General features: G+C 69.5%; 9 protein-coding genes. 7 read left to right on the top strand and 2 right to left on the bottom strand.

What is annotated here, in order from left to right; translation table 11 throughout:
• Positions 1–140 precede the first annotated feature (140 nt).
• The 3 genes from JEQ17_RS40395 (at position 141) to JEQ17_RS40385 (ending at position 4,287) form a co-directional block, all read left to right on the top strand.
• The gene (locus JEQ17_RS40395) at positions 141–2,297 is read left to right on the top strand and encodes an RICIN domain-containing protein (RefSeq protein ID WP_456115147.1); all 2,157 of its coding nucleotides are present in this window, start codon (positions 141–143) and stop codon (positions 2,295–2,297) included.
• Between the two features lie 80 nt (positions 2,298–2,377).
• The gene (locus JEQ17_RS40390) at positions 2,378–3,493 is read left to right on the top strand and encodes a chitinase (RefSeq protein WP_200399860.1); all 1,116 of its coding nucleotides are present in this window, start codon (positions 2,378–2,380) and stop codon (positions 3,491–3,493) included.
• Positions 3,494–3,519: 26 nt separating this feature from the next.
• Positions 3,520–4,287, top strand: coding sequence for an NPP1 family protein (locus tag JEQ17_RS40385; RefSeq protein WP_200399859.1), 768 nt, complete (start codon positions 3,520–3,522; stop codon positions 4,285–4,287).
• Between the two features lie 87 nt (positions 4,288–4,374).
• On the opposite strand, the gene JEQ17_RS40380 is transcribed toward JEQ17_RS40385, so the two are convergent.
• The gene (locus tag JEQ17_RS40380; protein ID WP_200399858.1) at positions 4,375–5,007 is read right to left on the bottom strand and encodes a maleylpyruvate isomerase family mycothiol-dependent enzyme; all 633 of its coding nucleotides are present in this window, start codon (positions 5,005–5,007) and stop codon (positions 4,375–4,377) included.
• Positions 5,008–5,415: 408 nt separating this feature from the next.
• On the opposite strand from JEQ17_RS40380, the gene JEQ17_RS40375 reads away from it, so the two are divergent.
• The 4 genes from JEQ17_RS40375 to JEQ17_RS40355 are packed head-to-tail and all read left to right on the top strand — an operon-like array spanning position 5,416 to position 11,037.
• Positions 5,416–6,888: an ABC transporter substrate-binding protein gene (locus tag JEQ17_RS40375; RefSeq protein ID WP_234048550.1), complete on the top strand. Its 1,473-nt coding sequence runs from the start codon at positions 5,416–5,418 to the stop codon at positions 6,886–6,888.
• 3 nt (positions 6,889–6,891) lie between these two features.
• Positions 6,892–7,818: an ABC transporter permease gene (locus JEQ17_RS40370; RefSeq protein WP_200399856.1), complete on the top strand. Its 927-nt coding sequence runs from the start codon at positions 6,892–6,894 to the stop codon at positions 7,816–7,818.
• A 14-nt stretch (positions 7,819–7,832) separates the two neighbouring features.
• On the top strand, positions 7,833–10,019 hold the full coding sequence (locus JEQ17_RS50275) for a dipeptide/oligopeptide/nickel ABC transporter permease/ATP-binding protein (RefSeq protein ID WP_234048549.1): 2,187 nt from the start codon (positions 7,833–7,835) through the stop codon (positions 10,017–10,019).
• The gene (locus JEQ17_RS40355; protein WP_200399855.1) at positions 10,012–11,037 is read left to right on the top strand and encodes an ABC transporter ATP-binding protein; all 1,026 of its coding nucleotides are present in this window, start codon (positions 10,012–10,014) and stop codon (positions 11,035–11,037) included. Before JEQ17_RS50275 ends, JEQ17_RS40355 begins: the two co-directional genes overlap by 8 nt.
• 100 nt (positions 11,038–11,137) lie before the next feature.
• Here JEQ17_RS40355 and JEQ17_RS40350 read toward each other — a convergent pair whose 3' ends face one another.
• Entirely contained in the window at positions 11,138–11,902 is a 765-nt protein-coding gene (locus JEQ17_RS40350; protein ID WP_200399854.1) for a sugar isomerase domain-containing protein, read from the bottom strand.
• Between the last annotated feature and the right edge of the window lie 190 nt (positions 11,903–12,092).

Genomic DNA, 12,092 nt, shown 5'->3' with positions numbered 1-12,092 from the left:
CCAGCGCCACCCCCACTCCCACCATTCGCCGACCCCTTCGGCCCCCACCCCCCATCCGCCGAACCCCTCGGCAAGGAGAATCCGTGTTCACCCACTTGCCCGCCGCGCTCAAGCGCCGCCGCAGATCCACTGCCGCCGCGTTGGTCACCGCGGCCGTCGCCTCCCTGCTCACCGCCGCACCCGCGCCCGCGAGTGCGGCGGCGAGCGCGGCCGCCGCGCTGCCCACCGGCTTCGCCACGGTCATGAACGCCGCGAGCGGCAGATGTCTGGACGCCAGGTCCGCCGCCACGGCCAACGGCACCGTCGTACAGCAGTACGCGTGCAACAGCTCGACGGCCCAGCGGTGGAGCTTCACCGCCACCAGCGACGGCCATGTCCGTATCAACAACGGCAACAACACCGGCCAGGTCGTGGACGTCGCCGACCTGTCCACGGCGGACAGCGCGCCTGTTCATCTGTGGGCGTACGGCGGCGGCACCAATCAGCAGTGGCTGCCGGTCGACGAGGGCGGTGGCGCCTATCACTTCGTGAACCGCAACAGCGGCAAGTGCCTGGACGACCCCGGCGCCTCGGCCGCGGACAGCGTGCAGTTCGTGCAGTACACCTGCAACGGCAGCGCCGCCCAGCGCTTCCAGGTGGTCCCCGTGACCCAGTCCGGCACGAATCCGGACCTCGGCCCGAACGTCGTCGTCTTCGACCCGTCGATGTCGTCGTCGACGATCCAGACCAGGGTGAACTCGATCTTCCAGCAGCAGGAGACGAACCAGTTCGGCTCCCAGCGCTACGCCGTCCTGTTCAAGCCGGGTTCCTACAACGCCGATGTCAACGTCGGCTTCTACACCCAGGTCGCGGGTCTGGGTCTGACCCCGGACGCGGTCACGATCAACGGCGCGGTGCATGCCGAGGCCGACTGGTTCCAGGGCAACGCGACGCAGAACTTCTGGCGCGGCGCCGAGAACCTGTCCGTCAACCCGACCGGCGGCACCGACCGTTGGGCGGTCTCGCAGGCGGCCTCGTACCGCCGGATGCATCTGCGCGGCAATGTCGCGCTCGACGACAACGGCTGGTCCAGCGGCGGTCTGCTCGCCGACACCAAGATCGACGGGCAGGTCAACTCCGGCAGCCAGCAGCAGTGGCTGACCCGCAACTCCCAGCTCGGAAGCTGGACCGGCTCCAACTGGAACATGGTCTTCGTCGGCAGCCAGGGCGTCCCGGCCACCAGCTTCCCCAGCCCGCCGTACACCACGGTCGCGCAGACCCCGGTCAGCCGGGAGAAGCCGTCCCTGTACGTCGACGGCAACGGCGCCTACCAGGTCTTCGTGCCGTCCCAGCGGTCCAACTCCACCGGCACCAGCTGGGCGAACGGAACCCCGGCCGGCAGCTCGCTGTCCCTCGACACCTTCTACGTCGTGAAGCCGGGTGCGACCGCCGCGGACATCAACGCGGCACTGGCGGCGGGCAAGAACCTCCTGGTCACCCCGGGTGTCTACCACCTCAACCAGACGCTCCAGGTGAACCGGGCCGACACCGTCGTCCTCGGTCTGGGCCTCGCCACGTTCATCCCGGACAACGGCGTCACCGCGATGAAGGTGGCCGACGTCGACGGCGTGAAGGTCGCGGGCGTCCTCTTCGACGCGGGCACCACCAACTCGCCCACTCTGATGGAGGTCGGCCCGACGGGCTCGTCCGCCTCGCACGCCTCGAACCCGACGTCCCTGCACGATGTGTACTTCCGCGTCGGCGGCGCCGCCGTCGGCAGGGCGACCACCAGTCTGGTGATCAACAGCGACAACGTCATCGCCGACCACACCTGGATCTGGCGCGCCGACCACGGCAGCGGAGTCGGCTGGAACACCAACACCGGCGACACCGGCCTGATCGTCAACGGTGACAACGTCACCGCGTACGGCCTGTTCGTCGAGCACTACCAGAAGTACCAGACCATCTGGAACGGCAACGGCGGGCGGACGTACTTCTACCAGAACGAGATGCCGTACGACCCGCCGAACCAGGCGGCCTGGATGAACGGCTCCACCCAGGGCTACGCCGCCTACAAGGTCGCGAACTCCGTCACCAGCCACCAGGTCTACGGCTTCGGCAGCTACTGCTACTTCAACGTCAACCCGGGCGTGGCCGCCGAACGGGCCATCGAGGCGCCGACCAACTCCAATGTGCGCTTCACCAGCATGGTGACCGTCTCCCTCGGCGGAGTGGGCACCATCCGGCACGTGGTCAACGGCACGGGCGGCCCCTCCAACTCCACGACCAACGTGGCCAATCTGACCAGCTACCCCTGAGCACACCAGCTCCGCCGACGGCCGTCCCCGTGCTCAGGGGACGGCCGTTCCACCCCCTACACCCAAGGAGCGTCCTCAACATGCACAGACCCCGCTTCCTCGGCCGGTCCGCAGTCTTCGCCGCGCTGTCCGCGATACTCACCGCCCTGCTCACCGTGACGCCCGCCCAGGCCGCCGACGGCTCGATCACCGGGCTCGCAGGCAAGTGCGTCGACGTCGCGGGCGCCAGCAGCGCCAACGGCACCGCCGTGCAGCTGTACGACTGCAACGGGACAGGCGCCCAGATCTGGTCCAACCCGGGTGACGGCACCCTGCGTGCGCTCGGCAAGTGTCTGGACGTCGTCGACCGCAGCACGGCGGACGGCGCGACGGTCCAGTTGTGGGACTGTGCCGGCAGCTCCAACCAGCAGTGGGTGGTCAGCGGCGCGAGGGACATCGTCAACCCGGCCGCGAACAAGTGCCTGGACGTCACCGGCAACAACAGCGCCAACGGCACCCGGCTGCAGATCTGGACCTGCTCGGGCGGCGCGAACCAGAAGTGGAACGCGCCCGCGAGCGGTGGCGGCGGCAACCCGTCCGGATTCGTCGTCACCGAGGGCCAGTTCAACCAGATGTTCCCGGGCCGGAATTCGTTCTACACGTACAGCGGCCTGACCGCCGCGCTGAGCGCCTACCCCGGCTTCGCCAAGACCGGCAGCGACACGGTGAAGAAGCAGGAGGCCGCGGCCTTCCTCGCCAACGTCAATCACGAGACCGGCGGACTGGTCCATATCGTCGAGCAGAACACCGCCAACTACCCCCACTACTGCGACTGGGGCCAGCCCTACGGCTGCCCGGCAGGCCAGGCCGCGTACTACGGCCGCGGACCGATCCAACTCAGCTGGAACTTCAACTACAAGGCCGCGGGCGACGCGCTGGGCATCGACCTCCTCAACAACCCCTGGCTGGTGCAGAACGACGCCGCCGTGGCCTGGAAGACCGGCCTCTGGTACTGGAACACCCAGAACGGCCCCGGCACCATGACCCCGCACAACGCCATGGTCAACCAGGCCGGTTTCGGCCAGACGATCCGCTCCATCAACGGCTCCCTGGAGTGCGACGGCAAGAACCCGGCGCAGGTGCAGAGCCGCGTGGACGCCTACAACCGCTTCACCTCGATCCTCGGCGTCTCGCCGGGCAGCAATCTGTACTGCTGACGCCGGCCGCTCGACAAGGAGTCACCATGCGCAAGTTGAGATCCCTCGCCAACGCCGTTCTCGGCACACTCGGCGCGATGACGCTCGTCGTCGCGATCCCGGCGACCGCCCACGCGAACGTCCTGACCCTGCTGCCGCAGAACGCGAACGGTCTGGAGCAGACCTACTCCCCCGCCTACGACTACGACGGTGACGGCTGCTACGCCACCGCCGCCATCGGCGCCGACGGCACCATCAACCCCGGCCTGAAACTGGGCGGCGACGTCAACGGCAAGTGCCACGACCCCGCCCAGCTGAACAACGCCAACACCTACTCGCGCGAGAAGTGCAACAACGGCTGGTGCGCGGTCATGTACGCCAGCTACTTCGAGAAGGACCAGGTGACCCTCGGCCCGGCGGCCATCGGGCACACCCACGACTGGGAACACGTCATCGTGTGGATCAACAACAACGAGGTCCAGTACGTGTCGGTGTCCCAGCACAACAGCTACCAGACGCTCGCACGGTCGCAGATCCGCTTCGACGGCACCCACCCGAAGATCGTGTACCACAAGGACGGCGTCTCGAGTCACTGCTTCCGTTTCGCCAACAGCAACGACGAGCCGGCGGAGAACGCCACGGGCAACTGGTTCTACCCGCGGCTCGTCGGCTGGGACGGCTATCCGGCCGGCTACCGCGACAAGCTGAGCGGCGCCAACTTCGGCTCGGCCACCTTCAAGATCGACGACGGCGACTTCCAGTGGGCCCTCGACTACACGAGCCCGGCCGGAATCCCCTTCGACCCGTACGCCTGACACTCCGTACGCCCGACACCCGGTCCTCCGGGTTCGGCGACGTCCACCGAAAGGCCCCCGCAGGCTCCTGCCCGCGGGGGCCCTCCTCTACAGCAAGGTCGCGAGCCGTTCCGCCGCCGGGCCGGACACACCTGCCAGTCCCGCGGCTCGGCCCGTCGCCAGGAGGAGCAGGTCGCCTGCCGGGCCCCGGGCCTCGTCCTGGCCCTCGCCCCTCGACCAGTCCACGTCGGTGGCCACCAGCCGTACGCCCCGCAGGCGTTTGCGGGCGCCGTAGAACGGGCTGGCCAGGACGTGTTCCAGTGCCGCGATCGTCTGCTGTTCGGGAGTGGGGCGCACACGCCCCAGAGGTCGCGCGATGTCCTGGCCGTGGACCACGACGTCGACCAGTGGATCCAACGGCGCGGACAGGGGCGCGCGGCGCGTCGAGCCCGCCGTCTCACGGAACTGCGCGATGAGCTCCGAGGGGCCGAAGTCGGCGGCCCGCCGCCGCGCCGCGTCGAACTCCATCCGCTCCCAGTCGCCGCGCGCCCCGACCATTCCCTTGACCATGGCGCGCAGCGTGGTGCGTGTCGACAGTGTCAGGTGGGCCACCACGTCGTGCACGGTCCAGCCGGTGCAGAGCGATGGTGATTCCCAGTCGGCGCCTTCCAGATCGTCGAGAAAGTCGGCGAGGCCGAGCCGTTCGGCCTTCGTCCAGGAAAGAACCCGATCACGGTCCATGGCCGGCTCTCCTCACAGGGGATGCGGATGGTGTCGGCTGTATGACCGGAGGCCTCGGCCGATCTGATCGACTCCACCATGTGACCTGGCTCACTCACCCCCGCCTCACCCACCCCCCACCACACAACCGTTCACATACGAAGACTCCCCGAGTGCGCCACCCTGCGGATATCAAGGGCTTGCTGCACACCCCTTGACGCCTTCGACGCCACCGGCTCAATAATGAGCGTCCACATATCTAAACCCAGTTTTTCCATGTGGACAAAGTTCGTGGTCGTAGAGCAGCGCGGAGGAACAGTGACCGACCCAGGCTCAGTAGGCACTCGTTCGGCCACCCGCATCCGCCGGGGGCGAACGGCGGGCGCGCTCGCGTCCGTTGCCGTACTGCTCGCCGCCTCAGGATGCTCGGTGGCCGGCGCGGACCCCATCGGTGAAGGTCCCGGCACCCTGCGCGTCGTACTGCCCGAGGAGCCGCCGACGCTTGAGCCCTGTGATGCCTCGCTCACCGCGACGGGCCGGGTGACGCGCGCCAACATCACGGAGGCGCTGACCGAGCGGGACCCGTCCACCGGACGTCTGGAACAGGCGCTGGCCACCAAGTGGACGCGCGAGTCGCCCACTTCATGGACCTTCACCCTGCGCAAGGGGGTCAGGTTCCATGACGACTCGCCGTTCACGGCCGAGGCCGCCGCCTTCTCCATCGAGCGCGCCACGGACTCGGACATCGACTGCAACGTCGACGGATACATCTTCACCGACAGCAAGATCACCGCAAAGGCGGTCGACGACACCACACTTGAGGTCACCACGGCCGAGCCGGACCCGATCCTCCCGCTGCGGCTGTCCTTCGTCGAGATCGTGCCGACGAGCACGGACCCCGATTCCAGGGTGCGTGAGCCGGTCGGCACCGGTCCGTACCGGATCGACGAGTGGAGTCAGGGCCGCTTCCTGCGCCTGAAGCGCTTCTCCGGCTACTGGGGCGAGACCCCCGACTACGCCGCCGCCAAGTACGTCTGGCGCGCGGAGGGCAGCGTACGCGCGGCCATGGTCACCAACAACGAGGCGGATGTGGCGATCGGACTCGCGCCCGAGGACGGGGCGGGCGACCGTGCGGTCGAGTTCACCACCAACGAGGTCTCGTATGTGCGGATGGACGCGACCAAGGCGCCTCTCGACGACGTCCGGATCCGACGGGCCGTCAACTACGCCATCGACAGGGAGGGTCTGGTCACGGCGGTCTTCTCCGGCCGGCCGAGCGGCCAGCTCGTGTCGAAGGGCGTCACCGGGTACAACCCGCGCGTCAAGCCGTGGCCGTACGACCCGAAGCGCGCGAAGCGGCTGGTGGCCGAGGCCCGTGCCGACGGAGTGCCGACCGACACCACCATCACGATCATCGGCCGCACCGGCATCTACCCGAAGGCCGCCGAGGCGATGGAGGTCGTGCAGGACGGACTGCTCAAGGCGGGACTGAAGGTCAAGATCAAGATGCTGGACGTCAACGCCTGGCTGGAGTACCTCCTGCGTCCCTTCCCCAAGGGCATCGGCCCCACCCTCCTCCAGGCACAGCACGGCAACCAGGCGGGAGACGCCGCGTTCACGATGGGACAGATCTACGGCAGCAAGGGTGCCCAGAGCAGCTACGGCACCCCCGGACTCGACGCGCTGACGAAGCAGGCGGAGCTCGCGTCGGGCGACAAGCGGCAGCAGGCCTTCGCGGACGCGTTCGCCCACCAGAACGACGAGGTCGTACGGGATGCCGTGATGGCCAACATGACCGGCATCCTCGCTCTCTCCTCGCACGTCCGCTACCGGCCGGACTCGGCGACCAACGACGAAATGCGGCTCTCCGACATGCGCCGCGCGGACCGAGGAAGGAGCTGACCGATGTTCACGATGCTGCGTCGCCGCGCGGTCTCCAGTGTCATTCCCCTGCTGGTCGTGGTCCTGGGAGTGTTCTTCCTGGCCCGACTCACCGGAGACCCCGCCAATCTGTACCTCCCGCTCAGCGCGACACCGGAGATGAGGGCCGAGTTCTCCGCCCGCAACGGCTTCGACCAGCCGTTGGTCAACCAGTTCGGCGACTATCTGGTCCAGGTCGCCCACCTCGACTTCGGCGAGTCGCTGCGCACCGCCCAGTCGGCGAGCGAGTCGGTCCTGCGGGCCTTCCCCGCCACCCTCCAGCTGGCCGGGTGGACGATGCTGCTCGCCATCGTGGGTGCCGTGGTGATCGGCAGCCTGGCGGCCTACCGGCCCAACTCGGCGACCGACCGGATCGCGAGCTTCCTGTCCTCGACGGCCGCGAGCGTGCCCGACTTCTGGTTCGCCATCATGGGCGTGCTGGTCTTCGCGGTGACACTCGGCTGGCTGCCGACCTCCGGCACCAGCGGCGCCGCGGCCTGGGTCCTGCCCGTCGCCACGCTGCTCATCCGCCCCTTCGGGGTGCTGGTCCAGGTGGTGCGCGGCGCCATGGTCTCCGCGCTCTCCGCCCCGTACGTCAAAGTGGCGCGCAGCAAGGGTGCGCACGAAGTGCGGGTGGTCTTCGGGCACGCCCTGCGCAACGCGGCCGCACCCGCGCTCACCGTCGCGGGCGACCTCGCCGTCGGACTGGTCAACGGCGCTGTCGTCGTCGAGACCATCTTCGGCTGGCCCGGCATCGGCAAGCTCATGATCGACTCGGTTCTCCAGCGCGACTTCGCGGTGTTGCAGGCCGCCGTGCTGCTGACCGCTCTGGTGATCTTCGCGCTCAACATCCTCGTGGACATCTGCCACGCGGTCCTCGACCCGCGTGTCCGGCAGCGGGCGGCGGCGTGAGTCAAGGAAGTGACATGCTCCAGAAGAACAACGGCCAGAACAACGGCCGGAGCGACGGCACCGAGAGCGGCGGCGTCCCGAAGGACGCGGACGGCGGCGGCACGGGGCCTGGAAGCGACCAGGTGGTGACGGCTCGGCGGAAGTGGCTCGCCCTGCTCCTCCAGGACCGGTTCGCCTGCGCCGCGGCCCTGATCCTGCTCGGCGTCGCGCTGTGCGCCGTACTGGGTCCGCTGCTCATCGGGGATCTGGCGACACGTCAGAACCTGCGCGATCCCGGGCGGTCGCCCTTCAGTCTTGACCACGGCTGGGCCTTCTTCCTCGGCAGCGACTCCCTGGGACGGCCGGTCGCCGCGCGGCTGATAGCCGCAGCCGGCACCACCCTGTCGGTGGCCGTGCCCGCCGTGCTGTGCTCACTCGTCGTCGGCTCGGTCTGGGGCATGTGGGCGGGCTACCACGGCGGTTGGCGCGAGAACGTGTCCCTGCGGATCGCCGACGTGATCCTCAGCTTCCCGTCCCTTCTGCTCGCCGTGGTCGTGCTGTACGTGTTCTCGCCGAGCGCCTCCGGCATCGTGCTGGTGCTCGCTGTCGCCCGGATCCCCGTGTACCTGCGCACCGCGCGGGCCGAGTCGGCGGAACTGCGCAGCCGCCTGTTCATGGACGCGGCCCGCACCTTCGGCACCAGCAGCTGGGCGAGCATCCGACGCCATATCGCTCCCACGGTGCTGCCCACCCTGCTCACCGTCGCCGCGCTCGACTTCTGCTTCGTGATGCTGACCGAGTCGTCGCTGAGCTTCCTCGGCATCGGCATCCAACCGCCGGACGTGAGCTGGGGTCTGATGGTGGCTCAGGGGCGCCAGGAGTTGCAGAGCTCGTGGTGGATCGCGGTCTTCCCCGGACTCGCCATCGTCGTCACCACCGTCTCGGCGACCGTCCTCGCCGCCTGGGCCCGTCTCGCGACCGACCCGGGCCAGCGGTGGCGGCACGGCCTGCGCCGCGGCCGGCTCCGCCGGTCGGCGACCGGGGGGACGGGGAACAGCCAGGTTCCGGCGGCCGAGACGGCCACGGTCGTGGCGGGGTCCGAGCCCGAGCCCGGTCCGGCCCCGTCGGAAGCGAACACCGAGCCCGCCCCGGTCGCGCCCGAGGCAGCAGCCGAGCCCACCCCGGCGACTTCGAAAGCCGTAGCGGCCCCCGGCGACCGTGCCTCGACCAGGGCCGACACCCCGGCCGTGGACACCCTGGCAGTGGAGAACCTGTCGGTCGACATCCGTACCGCCGCCGGCCCCGTCCCCGTCGTACGCGGCGTGAGTTTCGCCGTGCGTTCGGGCGAGACGCTGGCTCTGCTGGGCGAGTCCGGGTGCGGCAAGAGCATGACGGCGCACGCGGTGGCCGGTCTGCTCGATCCGGCCGCCGAAGTCGTGGGCGGACAGGCCCTGTTGGAGGGCGAGGACCTGCTCGCACTCGGCGCACGGGCCAGGCGTCGGCTTGCCGGCCCGGGCCTCGCCATCGTCTTCCAGGACGCGCTCAGCGCGCTCAACCCCGTCCAGACGGTGGGGGCGCAGCTCGCGGAGCCGTTCCGTATCCACGAGAGGATCTCCCGGCGCGCCGCGCGGGCGAAGGCCGTCGAACTGATGGAACGCGTCGGCATCCCGGAGGCGCGCTCCCGCGCGGGCGCCTACCCGCATCAGTTCTCCGGAGGCATGCGCCAGCGGCTGCTGATCGCGATGGCGGTCGCGCTGCGGCCGAAGGTCCTGCTCGCCGACGAGCCCACCACGGCGCTCGACGTCACCGTGCAGGCCCAGATCATGGACCTGCTGCGCGAACTGCGTAGCGAGCAGCGGATGGCTCTGGTGCTCATCACCCACGACCTCGGCCTGGTCGCCGAGCACGCGGACCGGGTCGCCGTCATGTACGCGGGTGCGGTCGTGGAGACCGGGACGGTGGCCGAGGTGTTCGGCAAGCCCAACCACCCCTACACGCGGGGCCTGTTGGAGTCGGTTCCGGCCGAGCAGCACAAGGGCACCCGGCTGAACTCCATCCCCGGCAGCCCGCCCGACCCCCGCTCCGTACCCTCCGGCTGCGCTTTCCGTCTGCGGTGTCCCATGGCCCGCGACCTCTGCGCCACGCAGCTGCCGGTGCTGGCCGCGACGGGAACCGACCGCGCCGCCGCCTGCCACTTCGGGAAGGAACTGGCCGATGCCTGAGTCCGGGACGACACTGCTGGAGGCCACCGGCCTGACGAAGAGCTTCGCGGTTCCGCGTACCGCGAAGGGCAGCACCAGGCTGCGCGCGCTCGAAGGGGTCGATCTCCGTCTGGCGCGCGGGGAGACGCTCGGCCTGGTCGGCGAGTCCGGGTGCGGCAAGACCACGCTGGCCAGGGTGCTGCTGATGCTGGAGCGGCCCGACGCGGGCACCGTACGGTTCGACGGAGTGGACCCGTTCTCGTTGTCGGGGGCGAAGCTGCTCGCCTGGCGCCGCAAGGTGCAGATGGTCTTCCAGGACCCGTTCGGCTCGCTCAACCCCCGGCTGTGCGCGGCGGATCTGATCAGCGAGCCGTGGCTCACGCACCGCGATCTCGTGCCCGCCGCGAAGCGCGCGGCACGCGTGGGTGAGCTGCTGGAGATGGTCGGGTTGCGCGCGTCCGACGCGCGTCGATACCCGCAGGAGTTCTCCGGAGGGCAGCGACAGCGGATAGGGATCGCCCGCGCCCTGGCGCTGGAGCCCGATGTCATCGTGTGCGACGAACCCGTCTCCGCGCTGGATCTGTCGGTACAGGCGCAGGTGCTCAATCTGCTGGGCGATCTGCGGGACGAGCTGGGGCTGGCGTACGTGTTCATCTCGCACGACCTGTCCGTGGTGCGGCACGTCGCCGACCGGGTCGCCGTGATGTACCTCGGCAGGATCGTGGAGACGGGGCCGGCGGAGGAGTTGTTCGAGCAGCCGCGGCATCCCTATACGGCGGCGCTGTTGTCGGCGGCCCCGTCCCTGGCGACCGGGGGCGGGCCGAAGAGGGAGCGCATCCTGCTCACCGGCGAGATCCCGTCACCGGCCGACCCGCCCTCCGGCTGCAGATTCAGAACCCGCTGCTGGCGAGCGGACGACATCTGCGCCGAATCAGTCCCGACGCCGACGCCCGAAGCCGCCCACCACAGGTCGGCCTGCCACTTCCCCCTGGAGGAGGCGACCATAGACACGGCAGGTCCGGCGGCAGGGATTCGCTGAGGCCGGCGCCTACCGCGCCCCTTCAGGGGCGCGGGGAACTGCGCGACCAGCCACAACGCACCCGCAGGCCGATCACCACCACCCAGCGGAGCGCAACCGTTCAGCTGGCCGTACGCCGAATCCGCCCTGCATACCGCGTCTCAAGGTCAAGGTTCCCCTCAAACCCCCCGGGCACGTTGGCCGAGACGTACACCGGCGGCCGCACCCCCGCCGCAAGCAACAACGCGGCCGCCTCGGCGACGGCCATCTGGACGAGCATCACGCCGGTCAGGGTCGACAGGGCGCAGACCGAGCCGCCGCCGGGGAGGGGAAGAAGGGCGTCCCCCCGCGGCGCGGCGTTGTCCAGCACGACGTCGGCGATGTCGGCGAGCTTCCGCCCGCTGGGGTGGGAGGCGGGAACGGCCCGGGTGTGGCTCAGCGAGGTGATGGCGAGGACACGGTGACCGCGCTCCTTGGCCCGCAGAGCCATCTCCACGATCACGCTGTTGACACCCGAGTTGGAGATGATGACGAACAGGTCCTCGGGCCGCGGCTCGGCGAGGTCGTAGATCCGCTCGGCGACGCCAGGCTTGCGCTCCAGCAGCGGATCGTCGAGGACGCTCGGATCGTCGCCGCCGTACAGCACGAGGTCGGCGATGCTCAGCCGGTTGGTGGGCACGAGCCCCCCGGCGCGTCCGGCGAGCTCCAGGACGAGGGCCTGGGAGTGCCCGGTGCCGAACGCCTGGATCACGCCGTCGGTCCGCACACAGTGAGCGATCAGCTCGGCGGCGCGCCGCACCTCGTCCTGGGCGGACTCGGCGATGCGGTTCAGCGCATCCAGGCCTTCACGCGCAAACCCGCTGGCGTTCACAGAGTCGACGGACACGCGGCACTCCCCACCGGTGGATGAAACCACCATCCCTTACGAGCTTACTTGAATGAATAAACCACAGGTCACGAGCGGCGGGCAACGCCCCGTCCACCGGCGTCGTCACCGCACCCCGGGCCCGACCCGGGCCGGAGGCACCTTCGGTACTGAGATTCAATCTGCGAGATGGTGGGTGGCTGATACATTC

The organism is Streptomyces liliifuscus (assembly GCF_016598615.1).
Taxonomy (GTDB): Bacteria; Actinomycetota; Actinomycetes; order Streptomycetales; family Streptomycetaceae; genus Streptomyces; species Streptomyces liliifuscus.
The sequence above is the reverse complement of the archived record's forward strand: the minus strand, read 5'-3'. Positions and strand labels throughout refer to the sequence as shown.

What these genes read in the sequence shown, in the direction of transcription:
- JEQ17_RS40370 (WP_200399856.1), top strand. Translation starts at nt 6,892, where the DNA reads ATGTTCACGATGCTGCGTCGCCGCGCGGTCTCCAGTGTCATTCCCCTG.
- JEQ17_RS50275 (WP_234048549.1), top strand. Translation starts at nt 7,833, where the DNA reads ATGCTCCAGAAGAACAACGGCCAGAACAACGGCCGGAGCGACGGCACC.
- JEQ17_RS40385 (WP_200399859.1), top strand. Translation starts at nt 3,520, where the DNA reads ATGCGCAAGTTGAGATCCCTCGCCAACGCCGTTCTCGGCACACTCGGC.
- JEQ17_RS40390 (WP_200399860.1), top strand. Translation starts at nt 2,378, where the DNA reads ATGCACAGACCCCGCTTCCTCGGCCGGTCCGCAGTCTTCGCCGCGCTG.
- JEQ17_RS40380 (WP_200399858.1), bottom strand. Translation starts at nt 5,007, where the DNA reads ATGGACCGTGATCGGGTTCTTTCCTGGACGAAGGCCGAACGGCTCGGC.
- JEQ17_RS40355 (WP_200399855.1), top strand. Translation starts at nt 10,012, where the DNA reads ATGCCTGAGTCCGGGACGACACTGCTGGAGGCCACCGGCCTGACGAAG.